This is a genomic window from Flavobacterium petrolei (genome assembly GCF_003314435.2).
Classification (GTDB): domain Bacteria; phylum Bacteroidota; class Bacteroidia; order Flavobacteriales; family Flavobacteriaceae; genus Flavobacterium; species Flavobacterium petrolei.
Map to the genome: position 1 here is coordinate 716,287 of NZ_QNVY02000001.1, position 23,759 is coordinate 740,045.

General features: G+C 34.9%; 18 protein-coding genes. 9 read left to right on the forward strand and 9 right to left on the reverse strand.

The window, feature by feature from the left end; translation table 11 throughout:
* Window positions 1-49: 49 nt before the first annotated feature.
* From DR871_RS03150 to DR871_RS03165, 4 genes are all read right to left on the reverse strand, one after another.
* Window positions 50-2,827, reverse strand: coding sequence for a PD-(D/E)XK nuclease family protein (locus DR871_RS03150; RefSeq protein ID WP_113664895.1), 2,778 nt, complete (start codon window positions 2,825-2,827; stop codon window positions 50-52).
* A 63-nt stretch (window positions 2,828-2,890) separates the two neighbouring features.
* The gene (locus DR871_RS03155; protein WP_113664894.1) at window positions 2,891-4,324 is read right to left on the reverse strand and encodes an OmpA family protein; all 1,434 of its coding nucleotides are present in this window, start codon (window positions 4,322-4,324) and stop codon (window positions 2,891-2,893) included.
* A 112-nt stretch (window positions 4,325-4,436) separates the two neighbouring features.
* Entirely contained in the window at window positions 4,437-5,630 is a 1,194-nt protein-coding gene (kbl, locus tag DR871_RS03160; protein WP_113664893.1) for a glycine C-acetyltransferase, read from the reverse strand.
* A gap of 47 nt (window positions 5,631-5,677) precedes the next feature.
* A complete protein-coding gene (locus tag DR871_RS03165; RefSeq protein ID WP_113665461.1) occupies window positions 5,678-9,370 on the reverse strand; it encodes a UvrD-helicase domain-containing protein in 3,693 nt (1,230 codons plus the stop codon).
* Window positions 9,371-9,611: 241 nt separating this feature from the next.
* Here DR871_RS03165 and rbfA point away from each other — a divergent pair, with 241 nt between their 5' ends.
* The 3 genes from rbfA to DR871_RS03180 all read left to right on the forward strand — a co-directional run bounded on the left by rbfA (window position 9,612) and on the right by DR871_RS03180 (window position 12,801).
* Window positions 9,612-10,004 carry a 30S ribosome-binding factor RbfA gene (gene rbfA / locus DR871_RS03170; protein WP_091166278.1) on the forward strand — a complete coding sequence of 131 codons (393 nt, stop codon included), beginning with the start codon at window positions 9,612-9,614 and terminating at the stop codon, window positions 10,002-10,004.
* 3 nt (window positions 10,005-10,007) lie between these two features.
* A complete protein-coding gene (locus DR871_RS03175; RefSeq protein WP_113664892.1) occupies window positions 10,008-11,207 on the forward strand; it encodes an ABC transporter permease in 1,200 nt (399 codons plus the stop codon).
* Between the two features lie 166 nt (window positions 11,208-11,373).
* Window positions 11,374-12,801: an MATE family efflux transporter gene (locus tag DR871_RS03180; RefSeq protein WP_113664891.1), complete on the forward strand. Its 1,428-nt coding sequence runs from the start codon at window positions 11,374-11,376 to the stop codon at window positions 12,799-12,801.
* 38 nt (window positions 12,802-12,839) lie between these two features.
* On the opposite strand, the gene dusB is transcribed toward DR871_RS03180, so the two are convergent.
* The 3 genes from dusB to DR871_RS03195 are packed head-to-tail and all read right to left on the reverse strand — an operon-like array spanning window position 12,840 to window position 15,897.
* Complete coding sequence (gene dusB, locus DR871_RS03185; RefSeq protein WP_113664890.1) at window positions 12,840-13,832, reverse strand: tRNA dihydrouridine synthase DusB; 993 nt, start codon at window positions 13,830-13,832, stop codon at window positions 12,840-12,842.
* Window positions 13,833-13,871: 39 nt separating this feature from the next.
* Window positions 13,872-14,639, reverse strand: coding sequence for a TIGR03915 family putative DNA repair protein (locus DR871_RS03190; RefSeq protein ID WP_113664889.1), 768 nt, complete (start codon window positions 14,637-14,639; stop codon window positions 13,872-13,874).
* Window positions 14,617-15,897 (reverse strand): putative DNA modification/repair radical SAM protein, encoded by a 1,281-nt coding sequence (locus DR871_RS03195; protein WP_113664888.1) that lies wholly within the window; start codon window positions 15,895-15,897, stop codon window positions 14,617-14,619. Before DR871_RS03195 ends, DR871_RS03190 begins: the two co-directional genes overlap by 23 nt.
* 150 nt (window positions 15,898-16,047) lie before the next feature.
* Here DR871_RS03195 and DR871_RS03200 point away from each other — a divergent pair, with 150 nt between their 5' ends.
* The 5 genes from DR871_RS03200 (at window position 16,048) to lepA (ending at window position 20,836) form a co-directional block, all read left to right on the forward strand.
* The gene (locus DR871_RS03200; protein ID WP_113664887.1) at window positions 16,048-17,253 is read left to right on the forward strand and encodes a helix-turn-helix domain-containing protein; all 1,206 of its coding nucleotides are present in this window, start codon (window positions 16,048-16,050) and stop codon (window positions 17,251-17,253) included.
* Window positions 17,254-17,387: 134 nt separating this feature from the next.
* Entirely contained in the window at window positions 17,388-18,053 is a 666-nt protein-coding gene (locus tag DR871_RS03205; RefSeq protein ID WP_113664886.1) for a GIN domain-containing protein, read from the forward strand.
* A gap of 20 nt (window positions 18,054-18,073) precedes the next feature.
* Window positions 18,074-18,556 (forward strand): DoxX family protein, encoded by a 483-nt coding sequence (locus DR871_RS03210; RefSeq protein ID WP_113664885.1) that lies wholly within the window; start codon window positions 18,074-18,076, stop codon window positions 18,554-18,556.
* A 1-nt stretch (window position 18,557) separates the two neighbouring features.
* Window positions 18,558-18,929 carry a hypothetical protein gene (locus tag DR871_RS03215; RefSeq protein WP_113664884.1) on the forward strand — a complete coding sequence of 124 codons (372 nt, stop codon included), beginning with the start codon at window positions 18,558-18,560 and terminating at the stop codon, window positions 18,927-18,929.
* Between the two features lie 110 nt (window positions 18,930-19,039).
* Window positions 19,040-20,836 carry a translation elongation factor 4 gene (lepA, locus tag DR871_RS03220; RefSeq protein ID WP_091166283.1) on the forward strand — a complete coding sequence of 599 codons (1,797 nt, stop codon included), beginning with the start codon at window positions 19,040-19,042 and terminating at the stop codon, window positions 20,834-20,836.
* A 79-nt stretch (window positions 20,837-20,915) separates the two neighbouring features.
* Here lepA and DR871_RS03225 read toward each other — a convergent pair whose 3' ends face one another.
* Window positions 20,916-21,848 carry a 1-phosphofructokinase family hexose kinase gene (locus tag DR871_RS03225; RefSeq protein ID WP_113664883.1) on the reverse strand — a complete coding sequence of 311 codons (933 nt, stop codon included), beginning with the start codon at window positions 21,846-21,848 and terminating at the stop codon, window positions 20,916-20,918.
* Window positions 21,849-21,954: 106 nt separating this feature from the next.
* Between DR871_RS03225 and thiL the strand changes: the two genes are divergently transcribed.
* Entirely contained in the window at window positions 21,955-23,001 is a 1,047-nt protein-coding gene (thiL, locus tag DR871_RS03230) for a thiamine-phosphate kinase (RefSeq protein ID WP_113664882.1), read from the forward strand.
* Window positions 23,002-23,062: 61 nt separating this feature from the next.
* Here thiL and DR871_RS03235 read toward each other — a convergent pair whose 3' ends face one another.
* Window positions 23,063-23,758, reverse strand: a complete 696-nt coding sequence (locus DR871_RS03235; RefSeq protein WP_113664881.1) for a response regulator — start codon at window positions 23,756-23,758, stop codon at window positions 23,063-23,065.
* Window position 23,759 lies beyond the last annotated feature (1 nt).

Below are 23,759 nucleotides of genomic sequence, written 5' to 3' on the forward strand. Positions count from 1 at the left end.
TTTTGTAAAACTCAAAGATGTTGGCTAATTTTCTGATTGGGAGTTTTGTTTAAATTATTTTCTCTTCAAAAGGAATATTTTGATCTAAAATTTCGCTTAATAAAAGAACCATTTGCTCTAAATAGTTACTCAAAATTTCTTCATTTATAATCGAATTTACTTCTTTGTCTTCTTTAAAATTAAACGGAAGAAAACCTGCTTTTAAATTCTTGAAAGAGATAATTCCGGCTTCAATTGGCTTTCCTTTTGCTTCGTGTTCATACATGAAAGCATACGCCAAAACCTGAATGATTTTATCGCTTTTAATATCTTCGGTTAATCGGTTCCAGGATTTCAGAGAGACACTCGCTTTTTCAACTTTTCCGGTTTTGTAATCGATAATTCGAATGACTCCGTTGCGCTCTTCAATTCTGTCTACATTTCCTTTTATCAATACTGGAAACGGCAAATTCGGATGATTTAAAGTTCTTCCAAAAGTTTGTTCTAAAGCTATAATTTTTATCGCATCGCCGTTTTTAATACTTTCCAATTCCACTTTCAGAAAATTCGAAACATTACGTTTGGCCACTTCAAACGCCAATAAATTTCGACCTTTTTTTATTTCGCCTTCTTTATAAACTAATTTGAATTGTTTCAAAACCTCAGCGTCTATTTGTTTGAAACAATTTAGAATATCACTTTCTGAAATAAATTTACCAATGAATGGTTCGTATAAAACTTTTAGAGTTTCGTGGATAATAGTTCCCAAGGTATTCAAGGCAATATTTTCCTCGACTTCTTCGACTTCGCTGATTCGTAAAATCTTTTGGAAATAAAACTGAATCGGATTCCTAATATAACTCGTCAATGCCGATGGAGAAAACCCTTTTTCGGCAATTTCTTTTAATCGTACCATCACACTTTCCGATTTTGGAATTACCATCGGTTGATACGCTGTATCGGGTAAAACAGCATTATAAATTTCATGCGTAAGCGTATGATTTTTTTGCTTTTCGACCTCCAGTTGGGTTATAAAACGGCTTTTTTCACCCGCATCCAGACCTTCACTTTCGGTATTATACAGCAAGTAAATGTTTTTGGCGCGTTGCAACAAATGATAGAAATGATAGGTATAAATCGCATCTTTCTCTTTGAACGTCGGCAAACCCAGTTCGCGTTTCACATCATACGGAATAAAAGAATTTTGTGATTTTCCCGCCGGAAATTTCCCTTCATTCATCGAAGTGACAATAACGGTATCAAAATCCAAAACACGACTTTCTAAAACACCCATAATCTGCAATCCGTTCAACGGTTCACCTTCAAAAGAAACTTCAGCCAGATCAATTACTTGTTTGTAAATGGCATAAAGTGTTTCTATTTTATCGATATGCTCATGTTTCGAATAATAATTAATCAGTTTGTTAATGACTTTAAAAATAGCAAATACAAAAGACTTGGTGATTTTTTCTTCATCGCTATCGTTACTTAAATTTTCTTTTATGGTTTGTAATAATTTTGAAATGGTCTCTAATACGGGAATCGAACCCCTTTCCCATTTTTGGAATAATAAGACAAACAATTCACTCGGAATTAGATTCAATTCCATCAATTTATGATGCGTAATAAAAGTATAATTATTTTGATTGATGGTATGAACAAGCGCGCTGGTTTTTGCATACGGTTCCACCAAAGGATGCGTCAAAATATCCAATACATCTTTGTAATACAACACATAACTTTTGGCATTTCTGGATAATGCATTCGTATGCATTTTGAATAATTTGGCAATCAAAATCTGGGCTGGATTATTTTTGCTCGAATATCCCATTGTAATATTCAAAGCTCCAACGCTTGCGGGTAATGAATATAAAAGCGGGACTAAAAGATTTTCCTCACCTAGAACCACAGCAACTTTATCCAACTTGCCTTCAGTCCCGAGGCTTCGGGATTCATTGATGACATTCTCGATAATACTTCCGGCTATTTTGGCTTGACCAATAGTTTTTGGTGTTCCAATAACGTGAATGTTTTTAGACTCTGAAAAATCATTCACAATCCATTCAAACGGATGCTGCTTATAATGTTTCCAGCTTTCTTTGAAACGTCGCACAAACAGTCCTGCATCATGATATGGGTCATTTAGAAAGGTTTGGTCTACGTCCCAATAAATTTTGGCCTGATCAGAAGCGATAAGGTGCTGAATTATTTTTTCTTCGGCGGCATTTAACGCATTAAAACCAGCAAAGACAAATTGTTTGTCTTGCACCGAATTTGAAAAATGATTTAAGTTATTAACTGCTTCACGATAAATCAAGCCTTGATATCCAATTCCTTTGTTTAGCAAATGTGTATAAAGTGATTGATAATAATTGGGTAGTAATTTCCAAAAATCAATATATTTTTCTAATAATGCCGTTTTATTTTCAACCTCAATTCCCCATTTTTTGATGTCTTCAATATCTTTCAAATACGAAAGAACATGGGATGGCTCTAGTAAATATCTATCAATTTCATTAAAGTCCTGTAGCAGTGTTTTGGCCCAATTGGCAAATAATTCAAAAGATTGTTGGTGTGCTTTATCGGTAATAGACAAGTAGACTTCGTAGAATTCAAACAATAGTTCAATAGGATCTATAGTACGTATACCAGCTATGTTTTGAACAAAATCTTCAATACTTATAATTTCGGGAGAAAGTATGTTTGTTGTGACTTGATTTTTTAACGCTTCAATAAGGAATATTTTAGCTCGTTTGTTTGGTAAAACTACAATCGTATTGGAAAGATCGCTTAAATAATTTTCAATTAAAACTGTTGCTATTTTATCTAAAAAAGAAGTATTTGTCATTTTATAAAAATAAAAAAAACGCCCCGATAAATCGAGGCGTTTTCTAAAAATATTTTGGAAAAATTATTCTTTAATTAAAGAAACTTCAACTCTTCTGTTGTTAGCTTTTCCTTTAGCAGTTTTGTTAGAATCAATTGGTTTAGTTTCACCAAAACCAGTAGATCTCAATCTATCAGTAGTAATACCATTTTCAATTAAGTAATTTTTAACCGCTGCAGCTCTGTTTTCAGATAAAGTTTGGTTAAGTTCATTACTTCCATCGCTATCCGTGTGACCTTCAACCATGAATTTAGAATATGGGTATTCTTTCAAAATAGAAACCATTGATTGTAAAACTGGGAAAGTTTGTGGTTTAAAAGTAGATTTACCAGAGTTAAACAAGATAGTTTTACCATAATTGTTTAATTGTTTAATTGCTTCTTCAGTAATTTCTGGACAACCTTGGTTTGCAACAGTACCTTTAACTTCAGGACATTTGTCATCTTTGTCTAATACTCCGTCTCCGTCAGTATCTGGCCAAGGACAACCTGCATTTTCTTTAGGACCTGCAACAGAAGGACATTTGTCATCTTTATCTGCAACACCATCTCCGTCAGCATCTGGACAACCTTTCAATGCAGCTAAACCAGCAACTTCTGGACAAGCATCATCTTTATCAGCAATTCCATCTCCGTCAGTATCAGGACAACCATTCAATGCAGCTAAACCAGCAACCTCAGGACATGCATCAGCACTGTCTTGAATACCGTCACCGTCAGTGTCAGGACATCCGTTGAATTCTTTCAAACCAGCAACTTCTGGACAAGCATCATCTTTGTCATAAATTCCATCTCCATCTGTATCTTTTCCTCCAAATTTGAAGATAAGACCAGCTGAATGTTGAAAATGTGATGGAGCATCTGGAACACCAGCTGCATCTTCTCTATCACCAAAAGATTTCTTATATTTTGTAGCAAGTTCTAAACCAACATTTTCAGTGAACCAAAAAGTTAATCCAGCACCTGGATTTAAAGTTCCGTAGCTGCTATCACCAAAAAATGTATAACCTCCACCAACAGATAAAGACGGGTCAATCACTTTAGAATTAATCACGTTCATCAAACTATATTTGATAGTTGCATCAATACCATAGTACATTAAGTCTCCGGGATTAGAAACAACATATCCACGAGAATCATGACCAACAGCAGTTGGAGCAAATTTCACATATTTATCAATTTTGTTCACAGAACCAGAAAGTCCAAATGAGAAATTATCACCTACGTATTTCGATACACTAAGGTATGATACTGAAGGAAGGATATTCCAATTGTCTTTAACTGCAAATGGTTGAGAGAAATGACGATCAAGCCAATTATTTCCTCCACCTGCACTAGTTTTAGTGTCTACGGCATTAACTCCAAAAGAGATAGCCCAAGGATTATTACTGTCTTGTGCATGAGAGCTTAAGCCCATCACCATCATTACAGCAACAAAAAGTTTGTTAAGATGTTTCATACTTAATTTTTTTAATTACAATTTAGTTAATTATAAGCAAAAGTAGTACGTAAATTTTAAATTACAAAATAATATGTTAAAAAAAACCTACAAACATGATTAAAAGTGGGAATTATATAATATTCAGCGTTTTTCCAACTTCAGTAAAGGCTTTAATTGCCTTGTCTAAATGCTCTATAGAGTGGGCAGCAGACAGTTGTACTCTTATTCTTGCTTTATCTTTAGGTACCACTGGGAAAAAGAATCCAATAACATAAATTCCTCTCTTTAACAATTCATCAGCCATTGTTTGGGATAATTTTGCATCATAAAGCATAACAGGAACGATAGCTGAATCGCCATCTATGATATCAAAACCGGCTTTTTTCATCCCATCTTTGAAGTAATTAGTATTCCACTCCAATTTATCACGTAGAGTCGTATCCTTTTCTAATAATTCAAAAACTTTGATGGAAGCGCCAACGATTGCTGGAGCAAGAGAATTTGAGAATAAATACGGTCTGGAACGCTGACGTAATATTTCAATGATTTCTTTTTTGGCAGTGGTATAACCACCCATCGCACCTCCAAGTGCTTTCCCTAATGTTCCTGTTATAATATCGACTCTTCCCATCACGCCTTTTGCCTCGAGCGTTCCTTTTCCGGTTGCACCAATGAATCCGGCAGCATGGCATTCATCTACCATAACCATCGCGTCATATTTATCGGCTAAATCACAAATTTTATCCAAAGGAGCCACAACACCATCCATTGAGAAAACACCATCGGTAACAATTAATTTGAAACGAGTTCCAGCTTCAGTAGCTTTGATTAATTGTTGTTCCAAATCTTCCATATTGCTATTTTCATAACGATAACGAGCCGCCTTACACAAACGAACACCATCTATAATGGAAGCGTGATTCAAACTATCTGAAATTATCGCATCATTTTCTCCTAACAAGGGTTCGAAAACTCCACCATTAGCATCAAAAGCTGCCGCGTAAAGAATGGTATCTTCAGTACCATAAAATTCAGAAATTTTTCTTTCCAATGTTTTATGAATATCCTGAGTTCCGCATATAAAACGAACTGATGACATTCCGAAACCATGCGTATCCAAAGCATCTTTAGCAGCCTGAATCACTTCTGGGTGCGATGATAATCCAAGATAATTATTGGCACAAAAATTAAGAACAGTTTCTCCTGTAGAAATAGTGATTTCTGCTCCTTGAGGCGAAGTTATAATTCTTTCTTTTTTGAAAATTCCGTTATCTTCAATAGTTTGTAATTCTGCTTGAAGATATTCTTTTATTTTTCCGTACATTTCTTATGTTTTTAAAGTTCAATTTTGCGAATTATTCACTTTTTAGGCTACAAATTTACTACATCGATTTCTTTTCCGATGTAAATAAGTGCTTTTTTTGTCACTTTATAACCCATTAATTCAATTGCTGTTTGATAATTTTCTAATTGCTGTTGGTATTTCACATTATGTGTTCCTGTTTTATAATCTAGTAATAACACTTCTCTGTTTTTTGTCAAAACCATTCGGTCCGGCTTAATAGTTGTGCCCTCTTTCTGAATAATAGTTTGCTCATTCAAAACGTCATTTCCTTCAGCAAAACAAATTTCTAATTCACTGTGATTAACAATTTCCTGAATCGTTTTAAGAACTATTTCTTTTTGACCAAAAGTGATCAATCCGTTTTCAATAGACTTTGTAATTGCCAAATCAACATCATTTTTAGTTTTTACAAAAGATAAAATTTCATGAATAACATTCCCATATTCAATAGCTTCCTGCTGATGCGTTCCCCACATTAATGCTTCTCGTTGCGCAATTTTTATATTCTTTGGATTCAGAATTTCCGTTACCAAAGGAATCGTTTTTGAAGTATCGACGTGCTCTTTCCCAACAGATAATTTCATCGAATTACCAAATTCATATTCCAATTGATTTTCGTCAAACCCAACTTTGTTATCTAAATAATTAATAAAAAATGAACACATATTATTCTTTGGCAATTCCCCCTTACTGGATAAATTCATGTTCGAAATAACATATAATTGTTCTTCGGCACGCGTTAAAGCCACGTACAAAACATTGATGTTATCCAATAATTCTTCCTGTTTTTTTTGATTGTAAACCTCAGCAGCTTCCTCTCCAAAACCCTCTACCGCACTGCTATTATCAATTAAAACCTTTGGCAAACCAAAATCTTGTTCTGCAGCATTGAGCCATAGTTTATCTTTTGGCTTTCTGGTATAATCTTCTTCGGCAAAAGGAAAAATCACGACTGGAAATTCCAATCCTTTCGATTTATGAATCGTCATAATCCGAACAGCATTAGTTCCTTCCGGAGATGGAATACTAAATTTCTCCGCGTTTTTATCCCAGAAATTCAAGAAATCCGAAATCCCTGCCTGGTTGCGAATGTCGCGTTCTAAAACAATATCCAAAAAATATTGGACGTAGGCATTCCCCTCCCCAACCCTCCCCGAAGGGGAAGGAGCCGAAACTGGAGCAATAGAATCTAGAAAAATTTCTTGACTGACTAACTCCTTTTTTATCTCTTTTAAAACTTCTGGAATACTCTTTACTACTTGCTCATTGGTAAATCGAATGACTTTATAGCCTAATTTATTTAAAGTAATTGTTCTATAATTATCCAACTGAATTTGTTCTTCAGTAAAATGGTATTCACCATCCACTTCAACAACCAGTTTTTTGGACAGGCAAACAAAATCAACAATAAAATCATCTATCAAATGTTGTTGCCTAAATTTATAATCTTCTAGTGCTTTCGATTTAAGCTCCATCCAAAGAACTTTCTCAGCATGTGTGGGCTGCTTTCGCATTTCTTTTGCTTTTTCTATCAAAAGATGAGAATAATTACCGCCTGTCATGAACCCTAATTTATTTGATTCAATAAGACTATTTTTATCCCCACTACTAACTATTCCGTCACCCTTTCCTTTGGAGAGGGCTGGGGTGAGGAACTTTGCTATTATTGTCTCCACCGCTTCATACAATGATTTTTTTCGAATGTTTTGAAACGAAAGCGAAACATCAAAACTCATTAACCACTCTTCGAAATCAGCTTCTTGAAATAACGCCATTCCTTTAGCGATAAAATCATGAATCGGTAATTTATCCTGACTGTTTTGAGCTAAATATTGAAGAAAATTAGCTTTGGATTCCAAGTCGGAACTATTTTTCAAGTATTTCAGTAAATGAATAATTAATCGAACTTCGGTGGCGTTTTGAATCATCAAGGTTTCGGATGACAAAAGCGGAATTCCCTGCTCCGTTAAATAATTCGCAATCGCAATTCCTTGACTTCGTTTTCGAGTCAGAATCACAATGTCTTTGTATTGAAAGCCTTGTTTTAACGTTTTTTGAATCGTATTTAAGGTTGCCAAAACATACAAATCCGTTTTATCCAAAGTTTCTTCATCATCTTCCGAAGTTTCTACTCTTGGAATAAAAGAAATATTTACGTATCCACCGGTTTTGTCATTCGTTTTTTGATGACTATGATTTTCATACAGATCTTTATAATCCAAATGCTCAAATTCATTAGACAACAATTTAAAAAAATCATTATTGAATTCGATTATTTGCGAATAACTACGGTAATTTTTATCTAAATGCTCGAGTCTTTTGTCCGGATTATTGAATGGATTTTGGTCTTTACTTAATTCAATAAATTGTTCCGCTTTTCCGCCTCGCCATCTGTAAATAGATTGTTTTGGATCGCCCACAATCATCAAAGTTCCTTTTACACCAAAATCATCCTGACCCGAAAGCGCATTGTCAATCAGCGGAATCAGGTTCTGCCATTGCATTTCGGAAGTATCCTGAAATTCATCAATAAAAAAATGACGGTAGCGTTCGCCCAATCGTTCATATATAAAAGGAGCAGGTTGGTTTTGAATTTCCCGATGGATAATTGCATTAAATTCCGAGATGGAAAGTACATTTTGTTCTTCCTGAATTTTGGCTAATTCATTACTCACTGTATTCAGCAATGACAAAGGCGTAATATTTTTCAGGAACGCTTTATAGAAATTTATCTTTTCGAAAGTCGAATAAACTTTCGATAGAATTTGTAAAAATTCAGGAATAAGGTTTTCAATAATCGCACGATCTTTTGCCGTTTTATTAATTGCAATATCATCAAACTCATGAAACATTTTATTCTTAGGATTGAATTTCCCTTGCTGAATACTATTAATGTGATTTGGAAAAGTGCCTCTAGAAAAGGATTTGGTGTCAATCCCGTTTTTATCAATTAAGGTCAATGCTTCTTCAGCAAAAACAATAGTTTGCTTTTCTAAGTCTTTGCAGGCTTCGGAAAGTTTGGTTTTGATTTCGACAAACTCAGCGATAGATTTATCTTGAAAATGCGTGATTTCGTTTCTATTATTTTCGTTTAAAACCAAACGACCGGTTTCAAGAATTTCACGCGAAATATCCCAAGATTTATCATCATCGGTTTTTTCCATCGTGAAATCGATAAGCAGTTTTGTTAATGTTTCATCTTCACCTGCTTGCGCAATTATTGCATCGACGGCTTCAATCAATAAATTTTCGGTGTCTAATGTAACTTCAAAAGTCATAGGTAAATTCAAATCATGCGCGAAAGCCCGAATCACTTTGTGCGTGAATTTATCAATGGTCGAAATATCAAAAGCAGCATAATTATGAATAATATGCTTGATGATTTGCTGTGATTTAGTTTTGATTTGGATAATCGAAAGTCCTATTGGCTCTTCGCTCCATTCTTCAGGATTATTTTCTTTTCGTTTTCCGTTCACCAAATCCTGCATTAAATCCTGCGCTTTTGCACTTGGTTCATCCTTGGCAAATTCAGAAAGACTGCCTACGATTCGGCTTTTCATTTCGTGTACCGCCTTATTAGTAAACGTAATGGCGAGTATGTTGCGATAGGCATCATTTTTTGGCGCGACAAGGATGATTTTTAGGTATTCTTTGACAAGCGCATAGGTTTTTCCGGAGCCGGCCGATGCGTCGTATATGGAGAATGAAGGTCTTTGCATTACGTTTTTAGATTTCTGATTAACGATTTTAGATTTCTGATTTAGAATTAACGTTCTAATTTCCCAAATCCCTAGCCCTGATGGTAGCGGCATCCTTTCCTGCCGTCCCGAAGCTTCGGGATGGCGGGAAAGATATAGCGTACAGCAGGAAATAGCTTCTAAAAATACAAGTATTAATAGGTTACTTTTAAAATTTGCCCCGAAACTTCGGGATAAAACTTAAAAGTAGTATTTTTGCAGCATGGAAACAAATAGACAGAAAAAAATAGGTGGGGTTATCCAAAAAGATTTGGTTGATATTCTGCAAGGTGAAGTGAGAAAAAACGGATTGGCTAATTTAATCATTTCGGTATCCAAGGTTACTGTGACTACAGATTTATCAGTAGCTACAGTGCATTTAAGTGTTTTTCCTCAGGAAAAAGCAAAAGAGATTTTAGAGGCGGTTAAGTCCAATGCTAAAAATATTAAGCATGATTTATCACAACGTGTTCGTTTGCAATTAAGAAAAGTTCCAAATTTGGTTTTCTTTATTGACGACTCTTTAGATTACATTGAAAAAATTGACAATGCTTTAGCAAATAGAGATAATCCTATTGAAAACAGAGATCTTTTGGACAAACGCAGATTTCAATAAAATTTGAATTTCCCCCTTTACATAGCCAAACGCTACATTCTTAGCAACAGTAAAAACAATGCTATAAACATCATCAATCGTATTGCCAGTTTGGGAATTATTGTTGGCGCCATGGCTTTGTTTGTGGTTTTATCCGTTTTTAGCGGGTTGAAGGTTTTTAGTCTTTCATTTACTAATGACATTGATCCCGATTTAAAAATAAGCAGCACTTTAGGAAAATCCTTTTTGATTTCTCCAAGCAAGGAAAGCCAAATCAAGAAAATTGACGGCTTGGTTTCGTATACTAAAATTATTGAAGAGCGAGTTTTATTCACTTTTAACGGTAAACAGGAAGTTACGTACTTGAAAGGTGTAGATGTTAATTTTAGCAAAGTAAATGCTATCGAGAAAAAACTTTTCAACGGGCAGTGGCTGAAACCGGATACGTATCAAGTGGTGGTTGGTTATGGAATTTCTCAAAAATTCTCCATGGGATTATTGGATTTTAATAATCAGTTGGAAGTTTTGGTTCCAAAGCCAGGAAAAGGCGCTATCGAAAATCCGGAACAAGCTTTTAACAAAACCGATGTAATTCCTGTTGGGATTTACGCTATCAGCGACGACCTTGATTCGAAATATGTTTTTGCAGATCTAGGTTTAGCACAAGAATTATTGGAATACAAAACCAATCAGGTTTCCGGAATTGAAATCAAGACGAAAACTGATGCTGATGAAAGTGCCATTACAGATCAACTTCAAACCATTTTCAACAATAAAATCACCGTAAAAAACAGGGCTCAACTCAACGAATCGCTCTATAAAATGTTGAATACGGAGAATATTGCGGTATATTTAATCTTTACTTTAGTAATTGTTGTGGCGCTATTCAACTTGATTGGCGCACTGATAATGATGATTTTAGACAAAAAAGGGAACCTAAAAACCCTTTTTAATCTTGGAACTGAAATCAAGGATTTACGAAAAATATTCCTGCTTCAAGGCACTTTATTGAGTGTTTTTGGCGGAATTATTGGCTTGGCTCTAGGAATTATAATCGTATTGTTACAAGAATATTTTCAGTTGGTTATGATTACTCCTACACTGGCTTATCCTGTGATTTTCTCTCTCGAAAATGTTCTTATTGTTATGGGAACTATAGTCACGCTTGGCTTTGTTGCTTCCTTAATTGCGAGTAGTCGCGTGAGCAAGAAGTTGTTAGAGTAATTTTTTTAATTAAAAAGAATATTTACATTTACTTTTCTTAAAATCTAAATGCTATGATAGTTTCTGTCTAGTCCTTCTTTATTTCTAAAATAATTAGGACCACTTTATTTACTTTTAAGTTCAGCTAATAAGTCTGGACTGATTTCCTCATTAATCCTAATTAATCATGACAGAAACAACAGTAGAAAAAAACTTATTTTCTCGAATTTACACAACTTTAAAACAAGCCATCAAAGGAGATGAATCTTTTGATTATACCTCTGGAAGCATCAAAAAAGGGGTAATTCTTTTAGCCATTCCGATGGTATTGGAAATGCTCATGGAATCGGTTTTCGCTCTAGTCGATTTATATTTTGTTGGTCATTTAGAGCAAAGTAGCTATGCTATTCAAGCAGTTGGTTTAACCGAATCAGTAATCACGATTGTTTATTCTATTGCTATCGGAATTAGTATGGCCGCTACTGCGGTTGTTGCTCGTCGAATTGGCGAAAAAGATCCCGTCGCTGCTGCAAAAGCCGGAATGCAAGCCATCATTATTGCATTTGTTATCAATACAATAATCAGCATTTTGGGTTTCATTTACGCCAAAGATATTTTGTTATTTATGGGAGCCTCCGTTGATGCTGCTGAATATGGGCTAAACTTCACTCGAATTATGATGGGCGGAAGTTTATGTATCATGCTTTTATTTCTTATTAACGGAATATTCCGTGGCGCAGGAAACGCAGCCATTGCCATGAAAAGTCTTTGGTTGGCTAACATTTGTAATATTATTTTATGTCCCATATTAATTAATGGATTTGGACCCATTCCTGCTTTTGGATTAATGGGTGCCGCAATGGCAACAACTATAGGAAGAAGTATTGGTGTTTTCTACCAATTGTATCATTTATTTAATGGCAGAGGAGTTTTAAAAATCATACCTTCTTATTTTATTCCAAATTTGGAACAGATTAAAGCATTGGTAAAAATCGCTGCTCCTGGAGTATTGCAATTTGTTATTGCTTCCTGTAGTTGGATATTTTTGGCTCAATTGGTCGCCACAACCGGTGGAGATCACGGTTCGGCGGGATATCAAACGGCATTGCGCATCATGATGTTTTTTATTCTTCCTGCTTGGGGATTAAGCAATGCCGCAGCAACTTTAGTAGGTCAAAATTTAGGTGCTAAAAAAGTTGAACGTGCCGAAAAATCAGTTTTTACCACAGCAAAATACAATGTGATTTTTATGGCGACTATCACGGTTATTACCTTGGTTTTTTCAAGTTCCCTGATTTCATTTTTTACTAACGACCTGATTATTCAAAAGATTGCTGTTGAAGCATTACAAACCATGTGTTTGGGATATGTTTTTTACGGAATAGGGATGGTGTTAATTAATACATTCAATGGTGCCGGTGATACCTGGACTCCTACAATGATTAATTTTTTCGGATTCTGGTTGTTCCAAATTCCGTTGGCTTATTTATTATCCAAATATTATAAAATGGGACCAACTGGTGTTTTTATAGCGATTCCTATAGCCGAAACCGCAATTACTTTGGCAAGTATCGTTCTTTACAAAAGAGGAAAATGGAAACGTATTGAAGTATAATACAAAAGGCTTAACAAATTTGTTAAGCCTTTTGTGTTTTAAACAACCTCGTATCCCACGTACGCTTCTTCGATTTCATTTAGAGCGGCGAATAATTCTTCCGGTCGATCTAGTGTTACTAATTTTTGTTTGTGGGTTTTAAAGGAATGAATTCCTTTGAAATAATTCGTATAATGAGGACGCGTTTCCACAATTCCTAATCGTTCGCCTTTCCATTCCATGGCCCAAGTCAAGTGATTTCTGACAGCTTCTACTCTGTCTATAACCGTTGGTTTTGCTAAATGTTCTCCCGTTTTAAAGTAATGTTTGATTTCGTCAAAAATCCAAGGATAACCAATTGCAGCACGACCGATCATAATTCCGTCGATGCCGTATTCATTTTTATATTGTAATGCTTTTTCTGGAGAATCGATATCTCCATTACCGAAAATTGGCATTGTAATTCTTGGATTATTTTTTACTCGGGCAATATGTGACCAGTCGGAATGGCCCTTGTACATTTGAGCACGGGTTCTGGCGTGTATGCTCAAAGCGGCAACACCAATATCTTGTAAACGCTCTGCAACCTCATCAATATTAATGGAATTATCATCCCAACCCAAACGGGTTTTTACTGTTACAGGCAAATGCGTACTATCGATAACAGCCTGAGTCAAACGAATCATCAAATCAACATCTTTTAGAACTCCGGCTCCGGCTCCTTTGCAAACCACTTTTTTGACAGGACATCCAAAATTAATATCGATTATATCTGGGTTTACCGTGGAAACAATTTTTGAAGACAACGCCATAGCTTCTTCATCTCCGCCAAAAATCTGGATTCCTACGGGTCTCTCATAATCGAAAATATCTAATTTCATTCGGCTTTTGATAGCGTCACGAATTAAACCTTCGGATGAAATAAATTCAGAATACATCATATCGGCACCATGCATTTTGCACAATCTACGAAACGGCGGATCACTCACATCTTCCATGGGTGCAAGAAGTAAAGGGAAATCTGGTAATTCTATGTTGCCTATTTTTATCAAGGGAATTTTTTTTGCAAAAATACGTAAATGTTTGTAAGTCTAAAACATTTTCTTTTCGGTTAGGTATTTCCAATAGCGCTTGGGAACATGTTGAACGTGCAGCTTGGTATTTTTACGTTCTTTTATATTGGTATGATCAAAATATTCCCACCATAGTTTTTGATAATTGATTTCAGTATCTGAGAAAACTTGATTGTTTTTATCATCCAACGATTTGATGTCTAAATCCATCATCACAATTTCGGCATCATTCAAATCGTAATACACACCGTATTTGCGGCGTAAATCATAAATAATCCATTTTTGATCTTGGTAGCGATTTTTAAAATGTTTAATTATCAAAGTCAACACATCGAAATCAGGATCAATTTTAGCAAAATAAATACCGTCTTTCAATTGTTCAAACCGAATAAAAGCTTCCATTCTATGTTTTTCGCGACCAACATTTTTAGTAAGTTGAGAAATTTGCAAGACACTTTCATTCGAAAAATCCTTCATGATATTAATAGTAGGATTTTGAACCGCGTAATTAATTACATCGAAAATCACATCTTCGACAGCTGGTTTTTCGGAGAGAAAAGCCCAAATAATACAACGAACACCATCACTTCCAATTTGTGCATTGAGTTTTTTTATTACCCGATCTGATTTAGAAACATCAGTAGTGATCTCTATTTTTTCGGCGAATAAATTCTGCTGAAGATCGTCTTTTTTACTGATTTTAGGTTCTGGATATTTGTATTCATAAATTTCGAAAACTGCAGTCAATAAGCCTTCAAAAGTATTATCGTAAGAAAGTTGCGTCATTGAGTAATGATAATTGATTATCAAATGGTTTTTCAAACTTGGATTTCATGTCACCCAGAATAATTTCCTTTAAATTCAGGGCATTCAAGAATTTTAAATGGGTATTCTCATTGCTCACCGATATAAAATATTTGGCTCTGTTTACCGATACGCCAATTTTTTTTAGATGTTCCATTGTCAAGTTTTGGAATCGTCTTGCATATACAATTTTATGTGCCGATTTTACTCCGATTCCTGGAACACGCAAAATCATTTCTAGCGGAGCATTCTGGACAATTACCGGAAATTGCGTGATGTTTCGCAACGCCCAACCCATCTTAGGATCCACTTCTAAATCAAGAAACGGATTGTTTTTTTCCAGAATTTCATTGGCTTTAAAGCCGTAAAAACGCATGAGCCAATCGGCTTGATAGAGTCTGTTTTCGCGAACCAACGGCACCTGAGCGCCAATTGCCGGCAATCTAGCATCGTTAGAAACCGGAACATAACCGGAGTAATACACTCGTTTCAGATTAAAATTATTATAAAAATGATCCGCAACCTGAATGATTTGAAAATCGTTTTCCTGTGTTGCGCCTATAATTACTTGAGTACTTTGACCAGCTGGAGCAAATTTGGGTGTGCTTTTAAATTTTTTCTTTTCTTCCTTATATTGAATCAACTCATTTTTCACGAAACGCATCGGGTTTATCATGTCTTGATGGTTTTTATCTGGTGCCAATAGTTTTAGTCCAGATTCAGTAGGGATTTCAAGATTCATACTCAACCTATCCGCGCATAATCCGGCTTCGCGCATTAATTCATCACTCGCACCAGGAATACTTTTCAAGTGAATGTATCCGTTAAAATTGTGTTCTAACCGTAATTTTTTGGCCACACGTACCAAACGTTCCATGGTATAATCGGCATTTTTGAAAATTCCCGAACTTAAAAAAAGTCCTTCGATATAATTTCTTCGGTAAAAATTGATGGTCAAATCAACGACTTCGTCTACGGTAAAAGCAGCGCGCTGAATGTCATTACTTTTTCGAGTAACGCAATAGGCGCAATCGTAAATACAGAAATTTGTCAATAAAATTTTTAATAACGAAACACAACGCCCATCCTCTGTATACGTATGACAAATTCCCGAACTTGACGAATCACCAAGTCCTTTATTAGTGTTTTTTCGATTGCCGCCACTAGAAGAACATGACACATCATATTTTGCTGCGTCAGCGAGAATTTCTAATTTTTCTTTGATTTTATCGAAGTTCAAATTAAGTATATTTTAATTTTAAAGGAAGGCAAAGTTAGTTATAAAAACACTTGTTATAGTTTTATTTTGAGTTAATTAACACTCAAAAAAAAGTAATACTAAGTATAACAATCGATTATAAATTAATACTATTTTTACAAAAACACACAGATGCACTTTGACTTTGGATTTTATAGTTCCGTTTTACTTATTTCTTTTAGCCAAGGCATTATTTACAGTTGTCTATTACTTGCTAAAGCTATTAAAACCGAAAACAAATCGAATTATTGGCTGAGTCTTTTTATTTTTCTATGTAGTCTCTACATTGCACCTTGGCTTCTTGGTTTTGGTGGCTGGTATGACAATCAACCGTACCGGGATATTTTGTTTTACACACCGTTACAGCATCTCTTTTTTATTGGACCCGTAATCTTTTTTTACACGCAAAGTTTGTTGAATCCTTCTTTTAAATTTTCAAAAAAAGACATTGGTCATTTGCTTCCTGGATGTATCTATTTTATTTATATCATCTCTATTTTTATTTACGATAAGTTCATCTATGGTGATTACTACTTTTATAAAGACGGAATGGACAAGGATTTTGATACATTGTATCAAAAACTAGGTTTAGCCTCAATGATTATTTATTTTATTTTAAGTATTCGATACTATAATGTATACAAAAAACTAATGTTTCAGGTGGTAAGCTACGCTGATTCCATTTTGTTTAAATGGATAAAAACGTACTTGATTGCCTTTTTGGTAATGCTCGTTTTGCCAATTATTTTTGACATCATTGAATATATTTATCCAGAAATGAAATCTTACAAAGGTAGCTGGTGGTTTTATTTGTTCTTTTCGATTGTCATGTATTACGTTGCTGTCATGGGATATTCTAATCCTGTACTGTCGTCCATTCCGTATAAAATGTCATTATTTAATAAAAACCCTGTTCTTTTATTGGGTGAAAATCAACCCAACGAAACAGAAACGATTATTGATATTCAGCATGAAACTTTTAAAGAAACGATTTCGCCCGAAATCGAGCATTGGAAATCTAAAATTGAAACGCTGATTCAAGAACAAAAACTATATAAAAATCCTGAATTAACACTTACGGATTTAGCAAAAAAATTAGAAACCAACGCTTCAATAATTTCTAAAACCATCAATCAAGGTTTTCAAATGAACTTTAACGATTGCATCAACACTTACCGGATTGAAGCTGTAAAAAATAGTTTTGCAAATGGCGAACATAAAAAATCGACCTTACTAGGAATTGCTTTCGATTGTGGATTTAACTCCAAAGCAACTTTTAACCGCGCATTCAAAAAAAATACCGGAAAAACACCCAAAGAATATCTCTATTTTCTATAAAATACACCTATTTAACGATTTACACACTTTAAAAATGAGTATCAAATTATAATTTGAAGCGCTCATCAGTTTTTTATGCTCCAACTTTGCCCTGTTGTTAATTACTAACAGCATCAAAACCTAAAGCATAAATTATGAAAAAAATCTTCTTCGCAATCGTACTAATAATTACGTCGTTTGCAAATGCGCAACTAAAGGGTTCAGGAAAAATAGTTACAAAAACCTTCTATTACAAAAACTTTGACAAAGTCTATTTTGAAGATTTAGATGGAAAAATCGAAGTCGAAATTGGTAAACCTTGGAGTATTTTAATTACAATTGATGACAACCTGGAAAGTCTTTTACATCTATCGGAAAATGTTTCAGAGAATGAATTAAAAATTCAATTCAAAGGAAACAAAGACAATCAAATGTATGTTGAAAATACCAATTTGAAAATCAAAATTACAATGCCAGAAGCGAGTGTCATTAAAAATTCCGGAAACAGTAATTTGAGTGTTCAGAATATTTCAGGCCGTTACTTTAAACTGGAAAATACTGGAAACGGCGATAGCAATGTTAGCGGTACAATTGATGTTTTGGACATTATTAAAATTGGAAATGGCGATGTTGACGCTTCAAATCTTAACGTTAAAAAAGCTGAATTAAAAAGCACTGGAAACGGAGATTTAACTGTAAATGTTTCTGAAACGCTTTCAGCTAGATTAACCGGAAATGGCGATATCATAAATACAGGCAAAGCAAATTTTGATTCGGGCTCAAAAAAATCAGGCAATGGTGATTTAATTCTTAAACTCTAACAAATTCAAATCTAAAAAATATGAAACTACTCACTAGAATTACAAAACCTATACTATTACCAACTTGGTCACAAGATTTATTTTTAACAATTCCGCGAATTGTATGTGGATATTTACTCGCCTTCGATTTTGGAGCAGCAAAATTTGGAATGCCCTGGTCACCAATTGACAATAATTTAGGATTATTTGAAGTCGCTTTTTGGTTCCCTAATGATGTAGCGAGTTATGGAGGAATTTTTGCTATTGCTCCAGCGTTCTTTGCTTGGATGGGTGCCTTTGCAGAAGCAGTTGGCGGTATATTTTTACTACTGGGACTGCAAACAAGAGTAACATCATTCCTTATTATCTGCACGATGCTGGTTGCTATTTTCATGCAACAAATTAACAACGGATTATGGAATTGTCTTGCCGCAATGGGATTTCTTTGGGTAGCAATGTTCTATTTAATCCTTGGTTCAGGAAGATTTGGAATTGATTATTTATTATCTAAAAACAACACATAATATGAAAACTAAACTAGCAATAATAGCACTACTACTTTCTTTAATTTTGACCGGTTGCGTTCAAAAAACTTATCAAAAAACAGTTGTTTTTACATTGGATGCATCCGAAATAAAAAACATCAAAACTGCGGGTATAAAAGGGAATGACAAACCCTTATCATGGAGCAAAAACAGTGAAATGAAGGCCATTAAAAAAGACAGTCTATACCAGTTAACCATTACTTTTGAAACTGGTTATACGTTTACTGAAATAAAATTTATGGTAAATGACAGTTTAGAATTTGAAAACAAAGACAACCGAAGAGTTAATTTCTCCACAACAGACACTACTTTTTACAAAGCAAAATTCAATTATAAGCATACAAATCCTTAATTCTTAATTTTTCAAACACCACATAATTAAATCGAATTCAACTGTCAAACTTTTACCTTATATTTGCAAATTAAATGCGAGAGCATCAGTAAAATTGACAGATATAGAAAATGAAACACATAAGGAATTTTTGCATAATTGCACATATTGACCACGGAAAAAGTACGCTTGCTGACCGATTATTAGGCGCAACACAAACCGTTACTGCTCGTGAGGAAAAAGCGCAATTGCTAGACAATATGGACTTGGAGCGCGAACGTGGGATTACCATAAAAAGTCATGCGATTCAGATGGAATACACCTATAAAGGGCAAGAATATATTCTGAATTTGATTGATACTCCAGGACACGTCGATTTTTCGTATGAAGTTTCTCGTTCGATTGCAGCTTGCGAAGGTGCACTTTTGATTGTAGATGCTGCGCAAAGTATCCAAGCACAAACGATTTCGAATTTATATTTGGCTTTAGAAAATGATTTGGAAATAATTCCAGTTTTGAATAAAGTAGATTTACCAAGTGCCAATCCTGAGGAAGTAAGTGACGATATTATTGATTTACTTGGATGTAAATTAGAAGATATTATTCATGCTTCTGGTAAAACTGGTTTTGGTGTTGAAAATATATTGGCAGCAATTATCGAAAAAATTCCGCCTCCATCAGGAAATGTTGACGAGCCGTTACAAGCACTGATTTTTGACTCGCATTACAATCCGTTTCGAGGAATCGAAGTTATTTTTCGTGTGAAAAACGGGCAAATAAAAAAAGGTCAAAAGATTAAATTCATGGCTACCGGAAACGAATATTTTGCAGATGAAATTGGTACTTTGAAATTAAACCAGGTTCCAAAACAAGTCATTTCTGCAGGTGATGTTGGATATTTAATTTCTGGGATCAAAGAAGCAAAAGAAGTAAAAGTAGGTGATACGCTAACCGATGCTAAAAACCCTACCACCAATATAATTACTGGTTTTGAAGATGTGAAACCAATGGTTTTTGCAGGGATTTATCCTGTGGATACTGAAGATTATGAAGAGTTAAGAAACTCTATGGAAAAACTGCAGCTGAATGATGCTTCGCTGGTATTTTTGCCGGAAAGTTCAGCCGCTTTGGGATTTGGTTTCCGTTGTGGATTCTTAGGAATGTTGCACATGGAAATTATCCAAGAACGTTTGGAGAGAGAGTTCAACATGACTGTGATTACTACCGTTCCCAACGTTTCGTATTTGGCTTACACCAAAAAAGATCCCACAACACCGCTTATCGTAAATAATCCTTCGGACTTGCCAGAGCCATCTCGTTTAGACCATGTGGAAGAACCTTTTATAAAAGCAACAATCATTACCAAATCTGATTACGTTGGAAATGTAATGAGTTTGTGTATCGAAAAACGTGGATTGATTACCAATCAGACGTATTTGACTACCGAACGTGTTGAGTTGACTTTTGACATGCCTTTGGCAGAGATTGTATTTGACTTTTATGACCGTTTGAAAACCGTTTCTAAAGGATATGCTTCTTTTGATTACACGCCAATTGGGATGCGAACTTCTAATTTGGTTAAAGTAGATATCTTATTGAACGCTACCATTGTTGATGCTTTATCCTCTTTGATGCATGCCGATAATGCATATTCGATTGGTAAAAAAATGTGTGAGAAACTAAAAGAATTAATTCCACGTCAGCAATTTGACATTCCTGTTCAAGCTGCAATTGGTGTGAAAGTTATTTCGCGTGAAACGATAAAAGCATTACGTAAAGACGTTACCGCCAAATGTTATGGTGGAGATATTTCTCGTAAACGTAAATTATTGGAAAAACAGAAAAAAGGTAAAAAACGTATGAGACTGGTTGGAAATGTTGAAATTCCACAAGAAGCGTTTATGGCTGTTTTGAAGTTGAATGACTAGATTTTTTTAGAAGAAAGAATAAAGAGAATAGAATATAGAGAAAACCTGGCGATGTAAAAATTGTCAGGTTTTTTTGTTTCTATTTATTCTTCAACCATTCAAACAATCGTTTTGCATCTTCGAATTTAAACAATTGGGTTCCCTCATTCATGGTTGCTGCCGAACCGCAAGCGACTCCCCAACGAATTACTTCTTTCAGACTTTTATTTTGCGAAAGTGCCCAAACCATTCCGCCCACCATACTGTCTCCGGCACCTACTGTACTTTTTTTGGCGACATTGGGAGCGGGAACAAACTCATATGACTCTTTTGTAACCAACACCGCGCCTTGTGGACCGAGAGAAACAACTACGATTTCGGCGCCACCTTTAGCTATGATTTGTTTTGCGGCTTCATTTACTTCCTCCAGTTCCAATCGCTCTACGCCAATTAGTTTTGCAAGTTCACCAACATTTGGTTTGATCATATAAACACCCACTTCTAAGGCTTTTTTTAATGCTTCGCCTGAAGTATCCACAATTAATTTAGCATTTGACTTTTTTGCGATTTCTGCAATTTTTGAATAAAAATTATCAGATAAACCTTCATTCAAACTGCCACTGGCTACTAAGAATTTTGGTTTTAAAGCTACTATGGTTTCTAAAATTCTTTCACTTTCTTCTTCGGAAATTTTTCCACCGGTAAATCCAAAACGGTATTGAGAATTCGTATTGTCATCCACGGCAACAAAACTTTCTCTGGTCCAACTTTCAACGGCAATTCCTTCATAGGCAATTCCTTCTTTAGCAACCAATTCTTCCAGCATTTTACCTGTAGGCCCGCCAGATGTAAAAACTGCCAATGAAGTTCCGCCCAAACGGGAAATTGCCTTGGACACGTTGATTCCGCCTCCACCAGCATCAAACCTCGGTTCCTCACATCTAATTTTCTGTTCCGGAACCAAGCCTTTAAAATGGGTACTTTTATCCAAAGCCGAGTTAACTGTTATAGTAACGATATCAAATGATTCCATTGTTGATGATTTTAATTACTTAAAGATGCAAAAAAATGGCGAAAATTGATACAATTAGAGGCGAATATTTCTTTGTATATTTGCAATCTCAAAACAATAAAAAATAATGATCGAAGATAAAACCCCACAACGTACAAGTATTGCCCAATTAGGAGAATTTGGATTGATAGACCATTTAACAAAAAACTTTGAAATCAATCAACCTTCTACTCTAAAAGGGATTGGCGATGATGCTGCCGTTTTGGACTTCAAAGATAAAAAGGTCGTTATCTCTACGGATTTACTGATTGAAGGAGTACATTTTGATTTGGCTTACATGCCCTTAAAACATTTGGGCTATAAAGCAGTTGTAGTCAATGTTTCAGATATTTGTGCGATGAACGCCAAACCAACACAAATCACGGTTTCTGTTGCGGTTTCCAATCGGTTTCCACTGGAAGCGTTGGATGAATTATTTCAAGGAATTACGCATGCAGCCCGCGAATATAATGTCGATGTTATAGGTGGTGATACGACTTCTTCCCAAAAAGGATTAATTATCAGCATTACTGCCATTGGCGAAGCAGATGAAGAAGAAATTGTGTACAGAAACGGCGCCAAAGAAACTGATTTACTAGTGGTTACCGGTGATATTGGTGCTGCTTACATGGGATTACAAGTTTTGGAACGTGAAAAGCAAGTTTTTCAAGTTAATCCAAATTCACAACCGGATTTAGATGCATATACGTATTTAATCGAACGTCAATTGAAGCCGGAAGCACGTAAAGATGTTCGTACTTTATTACATGCTTTAGAAATAAAACCAACTTCAATGATTGATATATCGGATGGATTGTCATCTGAAATTATGCATTTGTGCAAACAGTCCAAAGTGGGTTGTAATTTATATGAGGATAAATTACCTATCGATCCAACATTTATTAATGTTTGTGAAGAATTCAATATCGACAGTACAACAGTTGCCATAAACGGAGGAGAAGATTACGAATTGCTTTTCACCATTGCCATGGAAGATTTTGAAAAAATCAAAGCAAATCCAAATTTCACAATTATTGGCCATATGACACAAGAAAGTGAAGGTATTCATTTGGTAACTCGTGCCAATACCAAAATTGCTTTAAAAGCACGTGGTTGGGATGCTCTAACTGAATAAAAATTCATTAAAAAACACAAAAAACGACACTTACTAGGTGTCGTTTTTTATTTAAGAAAATTTAGAAAAGCAATCCTTTATTTTTTGCCTCACGGACTAAGTCGATATCGCTACCGCCTTCTATCTTTAATAACTCTTTTAGGTTAAGTTTTCTTCTTTCAATTGCGACTAATGAAATCGGGATGTATTGCGTAATTTCGTTTAACTTAGTACCTTTTGATAAATGAAATAAAATTTGTTTATCAAATTGATCAATTTGTATCGTATTTTCTTCAGATTGATTCAGCATTTTCAAAACCGACTCACTGTAATATTTGTTGTTTTTTAAAACTTTATCGAATGCAAAAAGTAATTCATCAAACGTTAAATCATTTTTTATAACCAGCCCACTCGGATTTATAGTCTTTATAATGGTTTTTATATTTAATAGCTCCGTAAACATGGTTAACAAAATAATTTTGCAATTCGGCATATATTGCGATAATAATTTTGCTAAATCCTCCCCAGAATAAATGTTTTTTTCTGCATACGGCGGCATGCTAATATCCAAAAAAGCGATGTCAAATAGAGGCGTATCCGGATTAGTAATAATGTCATATGCGGATTGACAATCTTTAGCTTGATCAATACAAAAATGATATTGATCTGGATGGTACCGTGTTATTGCATTTTTATATCCTTCAATTATAAAAGGATGGTCATCAACAATCAATATGTTATTTTTGATTATGATGTCTGCAGTTGAATCAATTGTCATT